17 protein-coding genes are annotated in these 18,890 nt (G+C 61.1%); 2 read left to right on the plus strand and 15 right to left on the minus strand.

What is annotated here, in order from left to right; genetic code table 11:
• Positions 1-29: 29 nt before the first annotated feature.
• From pseI to ACLV8F_RS03240, 11 genes are read right to left on the minus strand one after another with little or no spacing between them, the layout of a single operon-like run.
• Positions 30-1,085 (minus strand): pseudaminic acid synthase, encoded by a 1,056-nt coding sequence (gene pseI, locus ACLV8F_RS03190; RefSeq protein WP_411882797.1) that lies wholly within the window; start codon positions 1,083-1,085, stop codon positions 30-32.
• Entirely contained in the window at positions 1,082-1,639 is a 558-nt protein-coding gene (pseH, locus tag ACLV8F_RS03195) for a UDP-4-amino-4,6-dideoxy-N-acetyl-beta-L-altrosamine N-acetyltransferase (RefSeq protein WP_411882798.1), read from the minus strand. The genes pseI and pseH overlap by 4 nt, the downstream gene beginning before the upstream one ends.
• The gene (gene pseG / locus ACLV8F_RS03200; RefSeq protein ID WP_411882799.1) at positions 1,636-2,727 is read right to left on the minus strand and encodes a UDP-2,4-diacetamido-2,4,6-trideoxy-beta-L-altropyranose hydrolase; all 1,092 of its coding nucleotides are present in this window, start codon (positions 2,725-2,727) and stop codon (positions 1,636-1,638) included. Before pseG ends, pseH begins: the two co-directional genes overlap by 4 nt.
• Positions 2,728-2,732: 5 nt before the next feature.
• Positions 2,733-4,760 (minus strand): aminotransferase class III-fold pyridoxal phosphate-dependent enzyme, encoded by a 2,028-nt coding sequence (locus ACLV8F_RS03205; protein WP_411882800.1) that lies wholly within the window; start codon positions 4,758-4,760, stop codon positions 2,733-2,735.
• Positions 4,757-5,638, minus strand: a complete 882-nt coding sequence (locus ACLV8F_RS03210) for an aldo/keto reductase (RefSeq protein ID WP_411882801.1) — start codon at positions 5,636-5,638, stop codon at positions 4,757-4,759. Before ACLV8F_RS03210 ends, ACLV8F_RS03205 begins: the two co-directional genes overlap by 4 nt.
• The gene (gene pseC / locus ACLV8F_RS03215) at positions 5,635-6,795 is read right to left on the minus strand and encodes a UDP-4-amino-4,6-dideoxy-N-acetyl-beta-L-altrosamine transaminase (protein WP_411882802.1); all 1,161 of its coding nucleotides are present in this window, start codon (positions 6,793-6,795) and stop codon (positions 5,635-5,637) included. Before pseC ends, ACLV8F_RS03210 begins: the two co-directional genes overlap by 4 nt.
• Positions 6,792-8,591 (minus strand): ABC transporter ATP-binding protein, encoded by a 1,800-nt coding sequence (locus tag ACLV8F_RS03220; protein WP_411882803.1) that lies wholly within the window; start codon positions 8,589-8,591, stop codon positions 6,792-6,794. The genes pseC and ACLV8F_RS03220 overlap by 4 nt, the downstream gene beginning before the upstream one ends.
• Positions 8,588-9,682, minus strand: coding sequence for a GDP-mannose 4,6-dehydratase (gene gmd, locus ACLV8F_RS03225; protein WP_411882804.1), 1,095 nt, complete (start codon positions 9,680-9,682; stop codon positions 8,588-8,590). Before gmd ends, ACLV8F_RS03220 begins: the two co-directional genes overlap by 4 nt.
• Positions 9,683-9,697: 15 nt before the next feature.
• Positions 9,698-10,705 (minus strand): GDP-L-fucose synthase, encoded by a 1,008-nt coding sequence (gene fcl, locus ACLV8F_RS03230; protein ID WP_411882805.1) that lies wholly within the window; start codon positions 10,703-10,705, stop codon positions 9,698-9,700.
• Positions 10,702-12,165, minus strand: coding sequence for a mannose-1-phosphate guanylyltransferase/mannose-6-phosphate isomerase (locus tag ACLV8F_RS03235; RefSeq protein ID WP_411882806.1), 1,464 nt, complete (start codon positions 12,163-12,165; stop codon positions 10,702-10,704). Before ACLV8F_RS03235 ends, fcl begins: the two co-directional genes overlap by 4 nt.
• Positions 12,162-12,485 (minus strand): MarR family EPS-associated transcriptional regulator, encoded by a 324-nt coding sequence (locus ACLV8F_RS03240; protein ID WP_411882807.1) that lies wholly within the window; start codon positions 12,483-12,485, stop codon positions 12,162-12,164. The genes ACLV8F_RS03235 and ACLV8F_RS03240 overlap by 4 nt, the downstream gene beginning before the upstream one ends.
• 306 nt (positions 12,486-12,791) lie before the next feature.
• On the opposite strand from ACLV8F_RS03240, the gene ACLV8F_RS03245 reads away from it, so the two are divergent.
• Positions 12,792-13,352 (plus strand): sugar transferase, encoded by a 561-nt coding sequence (locus ACLV8F_RS03245; RefSeq protein WP_411882808.1) that lies wholly within the window; start codon positions 12,792-12,794, stop codon positions 13,350-13,352.
• Positions 13,353-13,387: 35 nt separating this feature from the next.
• Positions 13,388-15,343 carry a polysaccharide biosynthesis protein gene (locus ACLV8F_RS03250; protein ID WP_411882809.1) on the plus strand — a complete coding sequence of 652 codons (1,956 nt, stop codon included), beginning with the start codon at positions 13,388-13,390 and terminating at the stop codon, positions 15,341-15,343.
• A gap of 9 nt (positions 15,344-15,352) precedes the next feature.
• On the opposite strand, the gene rfbC is transcribed toward ACLV8F_RS03250, so the two are convergent.
• From rfbC to rfbB, 4 genes are read right to left on the minus strand one after another with little or no spacing between them, the layout of a single operon-like run.
• Entirely contained in the window at positions 15,353-15,901 is a 549-nt protein-coding gene (gene rfbC / locus ACLV8F_RS03255; RefSeq protein ID WP_411882810.1) for a dTDP-4-dehydrorhamnose 3,5-epimerase, read from the minus strand.
• Positions 15,898-16,785, minus strand: a complete 888-nt coding sequence (gene rfbA / locus ACLV8F_RS03260) for a glucose-1-phosphate thymidylyltransferase RfbA (protein WP_411882811.1) — start codon at positions 16,783-16,785, stop codon at positions 15,898-15,900. The genes rfbC and rfbA overlap by 4 nt, the downstream gene beginning before the upstream one ends.
• A gap of 10 nt (positions 16,786-16,795) precedes the next feature.
• Entirely contained in the window at positions 16,796-17,692 is an 897-nt protein-coding gene (rfbD, locus tag ACLV8F_RS03265) for a dTDP-4-dehydrorhamnose reductase (protein ID WP_411882812.1), read from the minus strand.
• An 8-nt stretch (positions 17,693-17,700) separates the two neighbouring features.
• Positions 17,701-18,765: a dTDP-glucose 4,6-dehydratase gene (rfbB, locus tag ACLV8F_RS03270; RefSeq protein WP_411882813.1), complete on the minus strand. Its 1,065-nt coding sequence runs from the start codon at positions 18,763-18,765 to the stop codon at positions 17,701-17,703.
• Positions 18,766-18,890 lie beyond the last annotated feature (125 nt).

The following is an 18,890-nucleotide window of genomic DNA, read 5'->3' on the forward strand; positions in this document are numbered from 1 at the left end:
TCAATAAACCTTATGCGGTGGAGGCGACTTCAGCGCCCCTTCAGATGGTCCCAGGTCACGGCAGTGCCGAACGCCACATCACTGCCCAGGTAACGGCCGACCACGTCATCCAGATGTTTCGGCGCGAGGCCGAAGCCGGGTCTGACGCTGCGAATCGCATCGCTGGTGATCAAGTCTCCGGCTTTAAGGTCCTTGACGAAATACAGGGAGCGCCTGAACTGCGCATTGCCCTGCTCGCTCGACTTGCGCCCGAAGTCCACCTTGCCAAGGGCGCTCCAGGCGGTGCGCGCATCTTTGCACAGTGCAGCGAGTTCGCCCGGTTCAAGGGAAAAGCTGTCATCCGGCCCGCCGCCGCTGCGATCCAGCGTGAAGTGCTTCTCGATGATGGACGCGCCCAGCGCCACACTGGAAATCGCAGTCGTATTGTCCAGCGTATGGTCCGACAGGCCGGTGACCAGTCCGAAGCGCCGCTGCATTTCGGGGAGCGTCGCAAGGTTGTAATCGGCGGCAGGAGCCGGATAGCCGCTGACGCAATGAAGAATGGCCAGCTCACGGCAGCCGCCGGCACGTGCGGCCTCTATCGCTTCGCCTATCTCTTCCGCATCCGCCATGCCGGTCGAGATGATCATCGGCTTTCCGGTACCGGCGACATACTTGATCAAGGGCAGATCGACAGCCTCGAACGAAGCGATCTTGTAGGCGGGCGCATTCATGTCCTCCAGCAGGTCGACGGCGGTAGTGTCGAACGGCGAACTGAAGATGGTGATACCGACTTTTCTGGCGTGCGCGAACAGGGGCGCATGCCAGTCCCAAGGCATATGCGCCTCGCGGTACAGGTCGTACAGGGTGCGTCCGTCCCATAACCCACCCCTTATGTGGAACTCGGGGGCATCGCTGTCCAGGGTGATGGTATCGGGCGTATAGGTCTGCAGCTTGACCGCATCGGCGCCGGCCTTCTTGGCGGCCTCGATGATGCGCAATGCGGTGTCGAGATTGCCGTTGTGATTGGCCGACATCTCGGCAATGATGAAAGGGGGATATTCCGCGCCAATCTTACGGCCATCAATAGCAATTTGTTGGATCATGTGATTTCTCGGTTGAGGGCCGATATTTTGGCCTCCATCTTCGGCTGCGCCTCTAGCCATTCAGATCTAAGCAATCCAAGACGATGAACGGATATAAAGCTATCTCCAATTTTTTGCTGTTCTCTAAATACACCTTCAGATTTAAATCCAAATTTCATGTGCATCTTGATCACCGCGGAATTGAAGGCCAGAACCTCGCATTGCAATTTATGTAGTGAAAGCTCTCGAAATGCGTACTCCAAGGCCAAGTACTCCATTCTCCCGCCGGTGCCCTTCTCTGAGTCCGGCGCGGCGTAAAAAGCCCAGAATGCGTTCTGGTTGAATGCGTCGATGAGACTAAACGAAACCACACCTCTTGGTATGCCGTGGAATTCGTACATGAAATAACTTTGGTTTTTTGATTTCGAAACATCACCCCACCAACGACGATGCTCTTCTTCACCAATTTCATGTTGCGTGTACATATTGGCGCGCACACTTGGAGCATTTCGCCAGGCAAGCATGAGGCCAACCTCTTCTTCTGCGATCGCTCGCAATAGGCCCATACTCTTCATTTTTGATATTCCATAAGTGCTTTGACCATAATCGCGCATCCGTGTCCGGAGGTTACGTTTAGCGCATTATTTGTCAAATTTTTCATCAGATTTTTGTCCTTGATCAGCGCCGCAATTTGCGAACTCAATTCACTTTGCAAGTTCTCCCCTGAGTCGATGGCGAAGGCCGCACCCGCGCTCTCAATCGAAGTTGCTGCTTCGCGCTGATTCTCTGCCATGACCAACATTAGCGTGGGCAACCCCAGACAACATCTTTCCCATGCGCTGCTGCCTGCAGCCCCAATAGCCAAGTCACTGTCAGCCATAAGCTGGGCCATGTCTTGAACGTTAATCAAAACTTCGGTTGCAGGCATATCTGCCGCTTGCAATTGGACTGTAGATATCCAAGGTGCATTTGCTCCAAGCACAACGGTAATCTGGCAAGTCGAAGGCAGTGGAAGATGACTTAGCGCATTTAACACTTTGCCGGTAAGATTGTCTTTATCTACCCCGCCCATGCTGACTAATATATGCGCCAGCTTGTGCTGTTCGCGCCGTCCGATACTGTAGTCACGCAGTGACGTAAATCTCTCTCGCAAGAGAGCAAACATCGGGCCTATAAAAATCTTGCTATGCAGAGGTATTAGGCCCGCGTAATCGTCAATCTGACGATTGAGGTTTTGGTCTAGCAATAAATCGCAGTCATGGCTTCTATTTGCAAGATCGTCAATAACCATCAGATGCCGACTTGCAGTGCCCGCCAATTTTTCCCAGCGCGCATCTAGCGCGTAGTGATCGACGATTAGCCAATCGACTGCAGGCCCTCCTATTGCCGCCACGGTTTGCTCTGCATCCGTGGCCCAGTCGGCGCCCAGCCAGCCACCATAGCCCGTGGCACTGACGCTCCGGCCCACTTCGGCAACAAGTGGCAACGTGTGGGTCGCATGGCCGCGAGCCTGGATCAGGTCGAGCAAATTCCCCGGATGCTCCCGGCACACGAAAACGCACTGCGCTCCTTGCACACGCAAGGCGTCCGCCAGCGTCAGGCAACGCATGACGTGGCCGGTGCCGATGTCCAGCGAGGCATCCGCGCGGAAAATGACTCTCATCGCGCTCAGTTCAGTCGCTTGAAGCCCGCATGACACAACGGCCCCTTCAGCAGAGCCATGACGTCGCGCCCGTCTTCACATTCCCTGATCAATTTGAAGATCGGTGCAAGCGCATCGAAATACCCGTCAACGATCTCGGGAGTGTGCTCGGTGCAGGCATAGACGCTGTTGCTGGCCAGGTAGCCCTTGTCGAGCATTTCCTGGGTGATCAGGGTTTTATAGGCCAACGCCTGCGGACTGAGGAACGAAAACCCGGTCAGCGCCGGCAGGCCCCAGTGAGAGATTTCAAGCCCATGCTGGTCGGCCAGTTGCTGCCAGCGCTGACGAATTCCCAAGCCGGTCTGGGTAATGGTGTTCCATGACTGGACGCGCTCCATGACTTCCAGGGTCTTCAGGGCGGCCGTCGGGCCGATGCGTTCGGTCCAGAAAGTGCTGCTGATGAAGGTGCTCTGGGCGGCTTCCATGATGTCCCGGCGCCCGATGGTTGCGGTAATACCATAACCGTTGCCCAAGGCCTTGCCGAACATGGCCATATCGGGCTCAACGCCATACTTCTTGTGCAGGCCGCCGAAGGTCTCGCGAAAGCCCGACGTGCATTCGTCAAAGATCAGCACAATGTTGCGGTCGGTGGCCAGTTTGCGCACCTTCTGCAGGAAGTTGTCTTCCGGCCCCATGTTGCGCACCACCTCCATCTTGATCACGCCGATGTCGTGGGCCTGAACCAAGGCTTCCAGCTCGGCATAGTTGTTGTAGTTGAACGGAAAGACCGTGCCTGCCAGATTACGCGGGACGCCATTCGGCTCAAGGCCCGGCAGCAGGTGGCCATCCAGCCCCTTCTCGGCGCCCAGGTTGGCGGACAAATACCAGTCGTGCCATCCGTGATAGCCGCAGATCGCCACTTTGTCGCGCCCGGAGGCGGCACGGGCAATGCGGATTGCCACGGCATTCGCCTCACCGCCGGAGCGGGCCAGGCGGACCATGTCGGCCCAAGGGTGGAGTTCGATCAGCTTCTCGGCGAGGTACACCTCTTCGGGGCAATTGAACGTCGACATGTTGCCGGCGTCGACAGTCTTGCGCACCGCCTCATCCACCTCGGGATGACCGTATCCGAGCGAGTTGGTGCCGACACCCATGATGCACATGTCGATGTATTCCTTGCCGTCGAGATCCCAGACCTTGCAGCCTTTGGCCTTGCTGAAGTAAGCCGGCCATTGCTCGGGCAGGAACATCTCAGCACGCTTGGAGAGCAGCATGTTGCCGCCCGGAATGATCTGCTTGGCTCGTTTCCACAGTTTTTGACCGTTACCCATTGTCGCTCCTTCGTTTCGTTGTATCTGGTGGTTGGCCGCGAACAGCGCGGGTTCATCCGATTGCAGTTGAAGCACCTGGCGCCAGCCGAAATGGATTTCCGGGGCAAAGTGCGCAAAGACATTGCTCGCCACCTCGAAATCAGCAGGCTCATCGACGGTCCAGCGCAAACCCGACCGGTCCTGTTCGTTCTGCATTGCGGCCGTCGCGAAACGCCCGGACGTCCGGACATAAGGCGTCACGTGTTCGTGATCAAACTGGCTGTCGCTTTCCCGTAGCGCCCGCTCGAGCGCGGCCAGGGTCACAACTTCGATGTCCAGTCCATCGGGATAGGTAGCCGGGCTCGTGTTATTAAAATAATCGACCCCGGCCAGCCGGAATTGGCGAATGCATTCATCGACCAGCGCGGGATCCACCATCGGGCAGTCGCCCGTGATGCGCACGACCACATCGGCCTGGTGCGCCTTCGCGGCCTTGACAAAGCGATCCAGGACGTCGTTCTCGCTGCCCTGTTCACAGGCATAACCCAAGCCTTGAACATGATCGACCAGGACGCGATTCCTGGGATCGATCGACGTGGCCACGATGATCTTGTCCAACTCGACGGAACGCGAAAGACGGGCCAACAGCAGCGCGATCATCGGCACGCCGCCGATTGTCTTCATGACTTTATTGGGCAATCGGGTCGAGCCCATGCGGGCCTGGACGATAGCAACGATTTTCATGATGCGGCCTGATTCCAGTTTGAAGGATTGATCAGATCCGCATCGGTACAGGCAAGATCCGGCAGCGGCAGGGGGGCCGCCACCTCCGCATCTGCGCAATCGCGCAGCAGGCTCTTGAACTCCTCGGCGCTTGCCACACCGACAACGACGCGGTCGACCTGGGGCAAGGAAAGCGGATATTGCAGGCAAGCACGGGTCGCGGTCACGGCATGGGCATTCAGCCAACCGTGCCATGCGTCCCATAGAGGGTTCCAGCGCTCAAAGCGGGCGGGGATGGCGGCCCTGGGCATGAGCAGCAACCCCTGGAGAAAAGCGGAGCGGGTGTGCACCTCCACGCCCGCATCATGCAGGCGCTGCAACCAGCCGGACGTCACCAGGCGGCGGTCGAGCAGGTTCAATGGAGCCTGCACCAGATCAGGCGCGCAGACCCGCATGATCGAAGCCAACTGCTCCGGTTCGTAAATAGACACGCCAACCTTGGCCACCCGCCCCTCCTGCTTGAGCGCCTGCAAAGCATGAGCAAGCGCCTGCCCATGGGGCCCTTCGAGCTGTTCAGCACGATGCAGCAGCAGGCCATGAATCCGCGTCACGCCCAGGCGTGCAAAAGAAGCCTCGATCTGGCCACGCACCCAGGCCTCCACGCTGTCTACATCCTCGGGAAGCGCGGGCAGCTTCGTCACCACCCTGAAACCAGCGACGCCGACTTCGCCCAGACAGGCTTCGCTGTCGCCATAGGCGATCGCGGTGTCTATGGTATCCACGCCGCCCGCCCGGGCCAAGCCGACAATATCGCGCGCCGCCTCGCGGGAAACCTGCCCACTTCGATTCGAAACGCCGTATGCGAGGCCGAACTGGGCCCCTCCCAACGCAAGCTTCATGCGAATGCCTCGGTCAGGACCTGAATAACCTTGCCTTGCTCGATGCCGGTCAGCGTCGGGTACATCGGGATGCTCAAGGTGTGTTTGTGGTACCGCTCAGACGCCGGGCAATAGCCTGCACGGAAGCCCATGGCCTCGTAATACGGCTGCCGATAGACAGGGATGTAGTGCAGGTTCACATTGATTCCGGCAGCCTGCAGCGCGTCGTAAACCTGTCGCTGGGTAATGCCACTTGCCTGCTGATCGACCTGAATCGGATACAGGTGATAGCTGGAGTAGCAGTCCGGATGCTGCCACGGCAGCGTTATGGGCAAGCGGGCCAGTTCGCTGTCGTAGCGTTGGGCGACGCGATGGCGCGTTTGAACCAGCTCCTGCAGCCGCTTCATCTGGCTCACGCCCAAGGCCGCCTGGATGTCGGTCATCCGATAGTTGTAACCAAGGCAAATCTGTTGGTAATTCCAGATTTCATCGGCCGGCCGCGGCTGCATTTTTTTGGGCTCACTGGTGATGCCATGGCTTCGAAAGCGCTGCATCAGATTCGCCAAAGCGGGATCATTGGTGAGCGCCATGCCGCCTTCGGCAGTCGTGATGATCTTCACCGGATGGAAACTGAACACCGTGATGTCGCTGTAGCGGCAGTTCCCGACCGGCTGGCCCTGGTAGCTGGCGCCAATGGCATGCGAGGCGTCCTCGATGACCTTGAAGCCATATTGCTGACTGAGCTTGTGAATGCCCGCCATGTCGCAGGACTGGCCGCTGAAGTGCACCGGAACGACGACCTTGGGAAGCCGGCCTTCCTTCTCCGCCAAAGCCAGTTTTTCGGTCAGCCTTTCCACGCTCATGTTGTAGGTGGCGGGATCAATGTCGACAAAGTCAATCTTCGCTCCGCAGTACAGGCCGCAATTGGCACTGGCGACAAAGGTGATCGGCGACGTCCACAACCAGTCGCCCTCTCCCACTTCGAGCGCCAGGCAGGCGATGTGCAGTGCCGCGGTGGCGCTGTTGACCGCGATAGCGTGCCCGGCGCCCACATGAGTGGCTATGGTCTGCTCGAACAACGGGACCATCGGTCCCTGTGTGAGGAAGTCCGATTTCAGGACTTCCAGCACAGCATCGATATCGGCTTGGGAAATATCTTGTCGGCCGTAGGGAATCATGGGGAAATACCTTGTGAAGGATGGCTGATGATTTCGGCATAGGAGCCCACCCGTTTTACAGCGCCGGCGCTGAGCTCGACGATTTGAGAGCAATTCTTCAAGGTCGTCAAACGGTGGGCCACGATAAGGATGGTCAGTTCACCGCCGAGGCTGTCGATCGCCTGCATCACCGCCTGTTCGGTGTCGTTATCCAATGCACTCGTGGCCTCATCGAACACGATGACGTTGGCTTGCTTGTACAGCGCCCGGGCGATGCCGATGCGCTGGCGCTGCCCCCCGGACAAACGAACGCCGCGCTCGCCGACCATGGTTTCGTACTGCTTGTCCCAAGTGTCAATCGTCTGTGCGATCTGCGCCTTCTCGGCGGCCGCGCGCAGGCGAGCGCGATCGATCTGGTTCGCGGGCACCCCGAAAGCGATATTCTCGGCAATCGTGCTGTCGGACAGGAAAATCGCTTGCGGCACATGCGCGATATTCGCCTGCCAGGCACGGTGGTTTTGCGGAGTGATCGCCACCCCGTCGACCTGCATGGTCCCTTCCGTAGGCGGCAACAGACCCATCACGATGTCCAGCAGCGTGCTTTTGCCGCTGCCCGTCTTGCCAATGAAACCGACGCGGGCACCCTTGGGTATCGTCAGGTTCAATTCATTCAACACCAGCGGACCCTCCGGGGTATAGCGAAAGCGCAGGCCCTTCAGATCGATGCTGTGGCGGAACGCGATTGGCTCCGGCCGGGGCTCGCTGGCATAAGCCGGCAAGGGCTGGTCGAGCAGTTCCAGGGTGTCCTGCAAGGGCGCGCGGCCGGCATGGATGTGCGCCAGGCTCGAATAGACCAGTTGCATCACGGGCAACAGGCGTTGCGCGCCCAGCACCATGGCGCCGATCACGGGGATCGCGGTGGTAATGCCTTCCGGCCGCTTGCCCAACACATAGGCCAGCACGGCGATAACCACCATGCCGAGCGCCTCGATGCCGAAGCGCGGGCTGCTGTTGGTGATCTGGACGTTGGCCATTGCCCGCCGAAGCGGCTGGTCTGCATTCAGGTAGGTCTTGCAGTAGGCCGCCTGTGCGCCATCGATCAACACGTCGCGAATCCCGCTGAGGCCTTCCTGCAGCGCCTTGATGACCTGGTTCTGCTCCCGGCTGATGCATATGCTGTTTTCGACAAGCCGCTTCTTGGTCGCCAGGAGAATCAACACATAAATTGTACCGAAGACCACCAGCACGACAAAGGGAATCAGCGGCTCGATCACGGTCAGGGCCGCCACGATGGTCCCCAGCATCAGCAGGGAACTGACGATGGCGAGGATGGGCAGAATGGTGCCGTTCACGAGCCCGTTCGCCTTGCCGGAAATGCCCGCAATGACCTCGCTGCTGTTGCGCGCCAGGTGTACCGCATAGGGCTGGTAGAGCGTGCGGCGGTAGATGCTGATGCTGAAGTCCGCGCCGATGGAATGGCTCAGCCGCGTCTGCGCCCACAGAAGAATAAAACGCATCACACCGGACACAACGGCCGCCACGGCGAACACCACGGTCAAGGGCAACAGCAATTGCCTGGCCTCTGTCAACCCGAGCGACTGGATCATGCCTTGCAGGTAAGGCTGCCTGAAAACCGGCTCCGGATTGGTCAACACGCCCAGGAACGGCAACACCGCCCCGATGCTGATCACTTCCGCCAGCGAAGCGAGGACCATCAACACGAACAGGATGCCCAGCTGGATACGGCGACGCGGGCTGATGTGAGGCCACAGCCGGCATAAAAGTTTCACTAGCGACTGATGAAGTTGCACGGTCACTCGTGGTAATCCATCGTCTTGAAGCCATGCTGCTTGATCAGCTCATCACGCTCGGCGGCCTTGAGGTCTTCGCGCACCATTTCCGCGACGAGTTCCGCGAACGTGGTCGTGGGCGTCCAGCCCAACTTTTCCCTGGCCTTGGTCGGATCACCCAGCAGGGTCTCGACTTCGGTCGGCCGGAAGTAGCGCGGGTCCACGCTGACGATGCACCTGCCGTCGCCGTCATAGCCCTTCTCATCGACGCCTGTTCCTTCCCAGCGAATGCTCATGCCCAACTCCCTGGCCGCGGCATCGACAAAATCCCTGACCGAAAATTGCACGCCGGTGGCGATTACGAAATCTTCGGGTTTTTCCTGCTGCATCATCAGCCACTGCATTTCGACGTAGTCGCGTGCATGGCCCCAGTCGCGCTTGGCGTCGAGGTTGCCGAGGTAGAGGCAGTCCTGCAGGTTGAGCTTGATGCGCGCCAGCGCGCGCGTGATCTTGCGGGTCACAAAGGTTTCGCCCCGCACCGGACTTTCGTGGTTGAACAGGATGCCGTTGCATGCGTAGATGCCGTAGGCCTCGCGGTAATTGACCACCATCCAGTAGCCGTAAAGCTTGGCCACCGCATAGGGGCTGCGCGGATAGAAGGGTGTCGTTTCCTTTTGCGGGGTTTCCTGCACCAGGCCATACAGCTCGCTGGTGGACGCCTGGTAGAAACGGGTCTTCTTCTCCAGGCCGAGAATGCGGATCGCTTCCAGCAGGCGCAGCACGCCCAAGGCATCCGAGTTGGCCGTGTACTCGGGCTCCTCGAAACTGACCGCCACGTGGCTTTGCGCCGCGAGGTTGTAGATCTCGTCCGGCTGGATCTGCTGGATGATGCGGATCAGCGAGGACGAATCGGTCATGTCGCCGTGATGGAGGAAAAACTGCACGCCGCGCTCGTGGCGATCGCGGTACAGGTGGTCGATGCGGTCCGTGTTGAACAGGCTCGTGCGGCGCTTGAGGCCGTGCACGATATAGCCTTTCTGCAGCAGCAGTTCGGCGAGGTACGAGCCGTCTTGCCCGGTCACGCCGGTGATGAATGCAACCTTTTGCTTTGAGGACATCGTGTGAGGCTTTCTTTATTTTTGGGCCGCATGTGAGGGCGGTTGTGAGGTCGATTGCGACGCCAGGAAATCCTGGTACGCGGCCGCCAATCCCTGCGCAAGGCCGATCTCGGCACGCCAGCCCAGCGCGTTCAGCCTGGCGCTGTCCATCAGCTTGCGCGGCGCACCATCGGGCTTGCTGGTATCGAAGCTGAACTCGCCGGAATACCCGACCGCCCGGGCGACGGACTCGGCGAGTTCACGTATGGTGATGTCGCTACCGACACCGACATTGATATGGCTTTGCATGGGCGACACGTGCCGGTCGTAGCTCGCCTTGTCCAGGTTCATCACATGGACGCTGGCGGCGGCCATGTCATCGACATACAGAAATTCCCGCTTCGGTGTTCCGCTGCCCCAGATGACCACCCGCGGCGCGCTTTCCACCTTGGCCTCATGGATGCGGCGGATGAGCGCCGGAATCACATGGGAGTTCTCGGGGTGGTAGTTGTCCCCGGGGCCATACAGGTTGGTCGGCATCACGCTGCGGTAATCCAGGCCATGGCTGGCGCCGTACTGGCGGTTGTAGCTTTCACAGAGCTTGATGCCTGCGATCTTGGCAATCGCGTAGGGTTCGTTGGTCGGCTCCAGCGTATCCGTCAACAGGGCATCTTCGCGCATGGGCTGCGCGGCCAGGCGCGGGTAGATGCAGCTGGAGCCCAGGAACAGCAGTTTTTGCACGCCGCTGCGGTAAGCGCTGTCGATGACGTTGGCCTCGATCATCAGGTTTTCATAGATGAACTCGGCGGGATAGGCATTGTTGGCGTGGATGCCGCCGACCTTGGCGGCCGCGAGATACACCTGCGTGGGTTTTTCCGTTTCGAAAAACCGGCGCACCGCGGCTTGGTCCGTGAGGTCAAGCTCCGCGTGGGTGCGGGTGAGCAACAGCTCGGCCGGGTGGCCCGCCGCCAGCAGCTGGCGGACAATCGCCGAGCCGACCATGCCGCGATGGCCGGCGACATAGATCTTTGCGTCGGTCCTCATCGGCCACTCCGTCCGTACTGATCTTCAAAACGGACGATATCGTCTTCACCCAGATAGCTGCCCGACTGCACTTCAATAATCTCCAGCGGGATCGTGCCGGGGTTGGTCAGGCGATGGACCTCACCCAAGGGGATATACGTTGACTGGTTTTCGGTCAGCATGATCGTCTTGTCGCCGCAGGTGATTTCCGCCGTACCTTTGACCACCACCCAATGTTCTGCCCGATGATGGTGTTTTTGCAGGCTGAGGCTTGCCTTGGGTTTGACCTGGATACGCTTGACCTTGAAGCGCTGCCCGTCGTCGATGCTGTCGTACCAGCCCCAGGGGCGATGAACCTTGCGGTGCATCGCCAGTTCTTCCCGGCCGCCCGCAGTGAGCTGCGCGACGATGTGCTTGACGTCCTGGCTGCGGGATTGGTCAGCCACGAGGACGGCATCGGGAGTTTCGATGACGATGAGGTTGTCGACGCCAACAAGGCTGACAAGGCGGCTGGTGGCGTGAACCAGGGTATTGCGGCTGTCGACGGTCAGGACATCCCCAAAGCAGGCATTGCCCTTGTCGTCCTTGGCCAGAACTTTCCAGACGGCATCCCAGGCGCCCAGGTCACTCCAGCCGGCATCGAGCGCGACCATTTTGAGCGGGAAATCGCTGCCGCGGCAGCGTTCCATCACGGCGTAATCGACGGATTCGGCCGGAACGGCGGTGAATTCCTGCTTTCCAGGCCGAACAAATTTCTGGTCGACGCTGCGCTTTTCCCATGCGGCGCGGCTGCCTTGGGCGATATCCGGGCGGAAGCGTTCCAGCGCCGCCATCCACACTGAGGCCTTGAGCACGAACATGCCGGCATTCCAGTAATACCCGCCCTCATCGAGATAAGCCTGAGCCGTTGCCGCATCGGGCTTCTCGACAAAACGCTCCACCGTAAAACCCGGCGCTGTCGAGACGGCGTTTGGTACCGCCTTGATGTAGCCATAACCGGTTTCCGGACCATCCGGCGTAATGCCAAGGATGACGATGGCACCGGTGTCAGCTTCACGAATCGCCGCTTGCATGGCGGCAGCGAAAGCCGGCTGGTCGGCGATGGTTTGATCAGCGGGGGTCACCAGCAGGACAGGATCGTCCCCATTTTCCATCGCGGCAAGGGCTGCCAAAGCCAGGGCCGGCGCGGTATTGCGCCCCACGGGCTCAAGAAGCGAACACCCCAACTCAATGCCCGCCTCGCGCAATTGCTCCTGCGCCAGAAAACGGTGCTCCTCATTGGTGACGATGTACAGAGGCGCAACATTGATTTGCGCGTCCCCCACGCCCATCAATCGTTTGGTAGCCAGTTGAAACAGGCTCTCTTCACCCGTAAGACAAAGGAACTGCTTGGGAAACCCCGTTCGCGAAAGCGGCCAGAGCCTCGTTCCAGACCCGCCACAGAGAACTACAGGCCGCGCTTGAATCGTGGATGAGTTCATTCGTTGTCGATCTCGGTTTTTAATTGCTCGATTTCAGCTTGCAACGACTCATACTCCGCCAGCTTTCGCTTCAAAAACTCCGCGGTCAGCTTCGATTTCTCCGCCATTCCCGACGGCGTCAGCAGATAGGCGTATGCAAGCTTGTTATCGCTGCTGCGGAAGTTCTGTACCTTGATCAAACCTTTGCTCATCAATGCCTTGAGGCAATAGTTGGTTTTGCCGAGGCTGATGCCCAAAGCATCCGCCAAGCCGCGCTGGTTAACCCGCGGATTCGTCTGCAGCAAACGCAGCACCTGCAAATGGGACTCTTCAGTGGACATCTTTAATTGGATTTGACCGGCCGGATCAGGATGGGGCGCTCCGGGGCCACCCGTTGGCATTCCCCTCTGAGGGGGGGCTTGTTCAATTGATGAACAGTATAGCTCCATGAAACTTCATATTCAACCCTGCCGGGGTGGCGCGGAGCCTGCATTCCTTATTTGAAAGGGCTGCCTTGCCCCGAATGACGTCAGCATAGAATCTAGCGTCGCAGATGCTGTTACGTGGAAACTACAGGGCTACCCGGGAGGCTGGGTATTAAAAGGATCATTCATGAAGAGTTCAAAACAGCAAAAGGCGGCATTCCTTTGAAGCGGCTATTCGATTTGGCCCTGGCCATCGTGGCGTCAGTCGTCCTGGCTCTCCCCATCCTGATCGTAGCGGTCCTGGTCCGCCTCACCTCACCCGGCCCCGCTCTGTATTGGTCCGACCGCGTCGGCCGCCGGAACCGGATATTCAGGATGCCCAAGTTCCGCAGCATGCGCATGGGCACGCCGGCCGTTGCCACGCATTTGCTGGCGAACCCGGCGGCGCACCTTACGCCGATCGGCCCCTTTCTGCGCAAAAGCAGCCTCGACGAACTCCCGCAGCTCTGGAGCATCCTGGTGGGCGACATGAGCTTTGTGGGGCCGCGCCCGGCGCTGTTCAACCAGGATGACCTGATTGCCCTGCGCACGGCGCAAGGCGTGGATGCGCTGGTACCGGGGCTCACGGGATGGGCCCAGGTCAACGGCCGTGACGAGCTGCCGATACCCCAAAAAGTGGCGCTGGATGCGGAATACCTGCGCCGCCGATCGCTCTGGTTCGACATCCGGATTTTGTGGCTGACCGCCGCCAAGGTGTTGCGCCGCGACGGCGTGTCCCACTGAGCCGCATGGCCGGCCTTACCTACGATGCGAAGCCAATGATCAAACAACAACTGCTGGGCCAGTCGCGGCGCGTCAAGCAACTCGTGGTGGCGCTCGCCGACGTCATCATGGGCATTGTGGCCGTGTGGATAGCGTACTCGCTGCGGCTGGACACTCTGCACTGGCCCTACAGCGTCCACCAGTGGTGGCCTTACGCGCTGGCGCCGGTATTGGCAGCCCCGATTTTCTGGCGCACCGGGCTTTACCGGGCGGTTTTCCGGCACAGCGGCATGGCGGCCATGCGGGCGCTGGTGATTGCCGTGACGCTGTACGCCGTGCTGTTTTTCGGCCTGCTGGTGCTCATGTCATGGCCCGATGTGCCGCGCTCGCTCGGACTGCTGCAGCCACTGATATTGATACTTCTTGTGGGGGGAAGCCGGGCCGCCGCGCGGCAATGGCTGAGCAGCCTTTCAGCCGGCCAGCGCCGGGGCATGCCGGTCAGCCGCCTGCTGATTTACGGCGCGGGATCGGCCGGCGTGCAGATCGCCAACGCCATCGCCACCTCCCACGAGTTCAAGCTGCTCGGCTTTGTCGACGACAGCCGCGCGCTGCAAGGCCTCACCATCAACCATGTGCCGGTTTACGCGCCAGCCGAGCTGCCGGACCTGATTGAAAAAGACGGCATCACCGACATGCTGCTGGCGCTGCCGTCCATCACCCGGGCGCGCCGCAACGAGATCCTGAACGACCTGCAGCCGCTGCCGGTCCACGTGCGCTCCCTTCCCGGCTTCAGCGACCTTGCCCACGGCCGCGTGGCCCTGGCGGACATCAAGGACCTTGATGTGGAAGACTTGCTGGGCCGCGACCCCGTGCCGCCCGACCGCGCCCTGCTGGCGCGCAACCTCAAAGGCAAGGTGGTACTGGTCACCGGCGCCGCCGGCAGCATCGGCAGCGAGTTGTGCCGCCAGATATTGCAGGAACGGCCCGCGTGCCTGATTCTGGTCGAGCACAGCGAGTTCGGCCTCTACAGCATCCACCAGGAACTTGGGCACCTTTGTCGGCGCATGGCCGAGCGCGACGGAAGCGCCGTGGAACTCGCGCCGCTGCTGGCCAACGTCCGCGACTACGGCCGCATGCTGGAAATCTGCAGGGCTTACCAGCCGCACACGATTTACCACGCGGCCGCCTACAAACACGTCCCGCTGGTCGAAAACAACCCCGCCGAGGGGATTGCCAACAACGTGCTGGGAACCTTCAATACGGCGCGCGCCGCGATAGAAACCGGCGTCAGCCACTTCGTGCTGGTGTCCACCGACAAAGCCGTGCGCCCCACCAACGTCATGGGCGCCAGCAAGCGCCTGGCCGAAATGGTCTTGCAGGCGCTGTCGGCCACGCCGGCCCCCAGCTTCGTGCAGGGCGGCAGCGCCGTCGACAACCGCACGCGCTTTGCCATGGTCCGCTTCGGCAACGTTCTGGGCAGCAGCGGAAGCGTCGTGCCCCTGTTCCGGCGCCAGATCGAAGCCGGCGGCCCCATCACTCTGACGCACGCCGACGTGACGCGCTATTTCATGACGATTCCCGAGGCGGCCCAGCTTGTGCTGCAGGCGGGCGCCATGGCCGAGGGCGGCGAAGTCTATGTGCTGGACATGGGCGAGCCGGTGCGCATCATCGACCTGGCCCGCCGCATGGTGAAGCTCTCGGGCTTCACGGTGCGGGACGAAAACCGCCCCGACGGCGACATCGCCATCGAGGTGACAGGCCTGCGCCCCGGCGAGAAGTTATACGAAGAGCTGCTGATCGGCGACAACCCCGTCGAAACGCTTCACCCGCGCATTCTGAAAGCACACGAAGAATTTGTGCCCTGGGCGGAGTTCCAGGACGACCTGGAGCGGCTGCGGCGCGCCGTGAAGGCCAACGACACGGCCACCTTGCGGACACTGCTGCTCAAACACGTCAGCGGATTTACCCCTGACGCCCAGGACAGCGACCTCGTCGGCTCGGCAAGCCTTTAAGAACAGGTTTTAAGGCAGGGACACGGCTGCGGCAAACGCCAGGCCCGCGGCGTCCTTGCCCGAGAGCAGGGGCGAGCCGCCCTCCAGGGGCCAGGCGATGCCCAGCGTGGGGTCATTCCAGACGATGCAGCGCTCCTGCTCCGGAGCGTAATAGTCGGTCGTCTTGTACAAAAATTCGGCACTGTCGCTCAACACCAGGAAGCCGTGCGCCAAGCCGGGCGGCACCCAGAGCTGCCGGTGGTTCTCTTCGCTGAGTTCCAGGCCGAACCATTGGCCGAAAGTCGGCGAGGACGGGCGGATGTCAACCGCCACGTCGAAGACCGCGCCACGCACCACGCGCACCAGCTTGCCTTGCGGTTGCCCGACCTGGTAGTGCAGGCCGCGAAGCACGTTTTTCGCCGACCGGCTGTGGTTGTCCTGGACGAAGTTGAAATCGGTGCCGGTCGCGGCATTGAACTGGCGCTGGTTGAAGCTCTCGAGGAAAAACCCCCGCTGGTCGCCGAAAACACGCGGCTCGATGATCAGCACGTCCGCGATCGAAGTGGGTGTGACTTTCATGGCCGGCCGGCCTCCTTCAGAAGGTTCTGCAGGTACTGGCCGTAGCCGCTTTTGGCGAGCGGCTGCGCAAGCTTCTCGAGCTGGACGTCGTCGATAAACCCGTTGCGCCAGGAGATTTCCTCGGGGCACGCGATCTTGAGTCCCTGGCGATGCTCCAGCGTCGCGATGAACTGGCTGGCGTCCAGCAGGCTGTCGTGGGTGCCGGTATCGAGCCACGCATAACCGCGCTGCATGATCTGCACCTTCAACTGGCCTTGCTCCAGGTAGCGCTGGTTGACCGTGGTGATTTCAAGTTCGCCGCGGGCGCTGGGCTTGATCGACCTGGCGATCTCGACGACCTGGGCATCGTAAAAATACAGGCCCGTGACGGCGTAATTGCTTGTCGGCGCGGCGGGTTTTTCCTCAATGCTGCGAGCCCGGCCGGACGCATCGAAGGCCACGACGCCGTAGCGCTCGGGATCCTTGACGTGGTAGGCAAACACCGTCGCCCCCGACGCTTCGGCATCCGCTTCACTGAGCAGCCTGTGCAGGTCATGGCCGTAAAAAATGTTGTCGCCCAGCACCAGCGCGCTGGGCGCGCCGTTCAGGAACTTCTCCCCGATGATGAAGGCCTGGGCCAGGCCGTCGGGGCTGGGCTGCACCGCGTACTGAAGGTTCATACCCCACTGCGATCCGTCTCCCAGGAGCTGCTCGAAACGCGGCGTGTCCTGCGGCGTGCTGATGATCAGCACCTCGCGGATGCCGGCGATCATGAGCGTGCTGAGCGGGTAGTACACCATCGGTTTGTCGTAAACCGGCAGCAATTGCTTGCTGATGGCCAGTGTGGCGGGGTGCAGGCGGGTGCCGGAGCCGCCGGCCAGGATGATGCCTTTGCGTTGAGTCATAGAGGGTGGATCAGGTGAGTTCAGCCAGCATGCGGGCAACGCCCTGCTGCCAGGCCGGGGGCTGCAGGCCAAAGGCGCCACGAAGTTTAGCGGTGTTCAAGCGCGAATTATGCGGGCGCTGCGCCGGCGTCGGGAAAGCCGACGTGGCGACAGGGTCCACGGTGTCCGGTGAGGCCTTGAGCACTTTGCCGCTTTTTGCGGCGCAGTCGAGGACAAACTGCGCATAACCGTGCCACGTGGTCTCGCCCGCGGCCGCCACGTGGTAGGTTCCGGCCAGGCGCGCGGCGGGCGCCGTGAGCGCGCCGCGCAGCATGTGGGCCGTGACGTCGGCCAGCAGTTCGGCGCCCGTGGGCGCGCCGAACTGGTCGTTGATGACCGTCAGGCGCTCACGTTCCGCGGCCAGGCGCAGCATGGTTTTGGCGAAGTTGCCGCCGCGCGCCGCATAGACCCAACTGGTGCGCAAAATCAGGTGCTGCGCGCACCGGGCCGCGATGCGCTGCTCGCCTTCCAGCTTGGTGCGGCCGTACACGCTGAGCGGGCCGGTGGGGTCGGCCTCTTCCCAGGGCTTGCTGCCGCTGCCGTCAAAGACGTAGTCCGTCGAGTAGTGAAGCAACCATGCGCCGGCGGCATGGGCCGCTTCGGCGAGCACGCCCGGTGCCTCGGCATTGATGCTGCGCGCGCTGTCCACATCGCTTTCAGCTTTGTCGACCGCGGTATGGGCGGCGGCATTGACGATGGCGTCGGGCCGCACCTGCCGCACCGTCTGGCGGATACCGTCCAGGTTGGCGAGGTCGCCGCAAAATTCCCGGCTGTGGCGATCCAGCGCCACCAGCTCACCCAGCGGCGCCAGGCTGCGCTGCAGCTCCCAGCCCACCTGGCCGTTCTTGCCGAAAAGCAGTATTTTCATGGGCGCCATCACGCGGGCGCCGCCGCATACTGGGCCTGGACCCAGTCACGGTAGGCGCCGCTTTGCACATGGGTGACCCATTCGGGGTTGTCCAGGTACCACTGCACGGTCTTGCGGATGCCGGTTTCAAAGGTTTCAGCGGGCGTCCATCCCAGCTCCTGCGTCATCTTGCGGGCATCAATCGCGTAGCGGCGGTCATGGCCGGGCCTGTCCTTGATGAAAGCCACCTGCTCGCGGTAGCTGCCGCTGGCGCGCGGGCGCAGTTCATCGAGCAACGCGCACACCGCATGGACGATGTCGATGTTCGGTTTTTCGTTGTTGCCGCCTATGTTGTAGACCTCGCCGGGTTTGCCGGCCTCCAGCACGCGGCGAATGCCGCTGCAATGGTCCTTGACGTACAGCCAGTCGCGCACCTGCTGGCCGTCGCCATACACCGGCAGGGGCTTGCCGGCCAGGGCGTTGACGATCATCAGCGGGATCAGTTTTTCCGGAAAATGGTAGGGGCCGTAATTGTTGGAGCAGTTGGTGGTGAGCACCGGCAGGCCGTAGGTGTGGTGGTAGGCCCGGGTCAGGTGGTCGCTGGCGGCCTTGCTGGCCGAATAGGGGCTGTTCGGCTCATAACGCTTGGTTTCGCTGAATGCCGGGTCGGTGGGACGCAAGGAACCATAGACCTCATCCGTGGAGACCTGCAGGAAACGGAACGCGTTTTTCTCGCCGGCCGGCAGGCCGGCCCAGAACTGGCGCGCGGCCTCGATCAGGCGAAAGGTGCCGACGATATTGGTCTGGATGAATGCTTCGGGGTCCGAAATGGACCGGTCCACGTGCGATTCGGCCGCGAAATGGACGATGGCGCGCGGCTTGTGCGTGGCCAGCAGGTTCGCGACCAAGGCACTGTCACCGATGTCGCCTTTGACAAAAATATGCCGCGGGTCGCCCTTCAGGGGCGCCAGGGTTTCCATATTGCCAGCGTAGGTGAGCTTGTCCAGGTTGACAACCGGCTCGTCGGTGCCTGCCAGCCAGTCAAGAACAAAATTGGCGCCGATAAACCCGGCTCCCCCTGTAACCAAAATCATGAATTGAACCTTCCATGTACCGGCGCAGCGCGGCACCGGCTTGCATTATGCCCTTGGCCCTGGGAAGGCGGCCATGAAGAAAACGGGCGGAATCAGCCATGACCGCCCTTACGGAGCAAGCCCCG

This window comes from Polaromonas sp. YR568 (assembly GCF_943369675.1).
Lineage (GTDB): Bacteria > Pseudomonadota > Gammaproteobacteria > Burkholderiales > Burkholderiaceae_C > Polaromonas.

Excerpts from the sequence above, each read along its gene's own strand:
- pseI (WP_411882797.1), bottom strand. The coding sequence starts at position 1,085 with ATGATCCAACAAATTGCTATTGATGGCCGTAAGATTGGCGCGGAATAT.
- pseH (WP_411882798.1), bottom strand. The coding sequence starts at position 1,639 with ATGAAGAGTATGGGCCTATTGCGAGCGATCGCAGAAGAAGAGGTTGGC.
- pseG (WP_411882799.1), bottom strand. The coding sequence starts at position 2,727 with ATGAGAGTCATTTTCCGCGCGGATGCCTCGCTGGACATCGGCACCGGC.
- ACLV8F_RS03205 (WP_411882800.1), bottom strand. The coding sequence starts at position 4,760 with ATGAAAATCGTTGCTATCGTCCAGGCCCGCATGGGCTCGACCCGATTG.
- ACLV8F_RS03210 (WP_411882801.1), bottom strand. The coding sequence starts at position 5,638 with ATGAAGCTTGCGTTGGGAGGGGCCCAGTTCGGCCTCGCATACGGCGTT.
- pseC (WP_411882802.1), bottom strand. The coding sequence starts at position 6,795 with ATGATTCCCTACGGCCGACAAGATATTTCCCAAGCCGATATCGATGCT.
- gmd (WP_411882804.1), bottom strand. The coding sequence starts at position 9,682 with ATGTCCTCAAAGCAAAAGGTTGCATTCATCACCGGCGTGACCGGGCAA.
- fcl (WP_411882805.1), bottom strand. The coding sequence starts at position 10,705 with ATGAGGACCGACGCAAAGATCTATGTCGCCGGCCATCGCGGCATGGTC.
- ACLV8F_RS03235 (WP_411882806.1), bottom strand. The coding sequence starts at position 12,165 with ATGAACTCATCCACGATTCAAGCGCGGCCTGTAGTTCTCTGTGGCGGG.
- ACLV8F_RS03240 (WP_411882807.1), bottom strand. The coding sequence starts at position 12,485 with ATGTCCACTGAAGAGTCCCATTTGCAGGTGCTGCGTTTGCTGCAGACG.
- ACLV8F_RS03250 (WP_411882809.1), top strand. The coding sequence starts at position 13,388 with ATGATCAAACAACAACTGCTGGGCCAGTCGCGGCGCGTCAAGCAACTC.
- rfbC (WP_411882810.1), bottom strand. The coding sequence starts at position 15,901 with ATGAAAGTCACACCCACTTCGATCGCGGACGTGCTGATCATCGAGCCG.
- rfbA (WP_411882811.1), bottom strand. The coding sequence starts at position 16,785 with ATGACTCAACGCAAAGGCATCATCCTGGCCGGCGGCTCCGGCACCCGC.
- rfbD (WP_411882812.1), bottom strand. The coding sequence starts at position 17,692 with ATGAAAATACTGCTTTTCGGCAAGAACGGCCAGGTGGGCTGGGAGCTG.
- rfbB (WP_411882813.1), bottom strand. The coding sequence starts at position 18,765 with ATGATTTTGGTTACAGGGGGAGCCGGGTTTATCGGCGCCAATTTTGTT.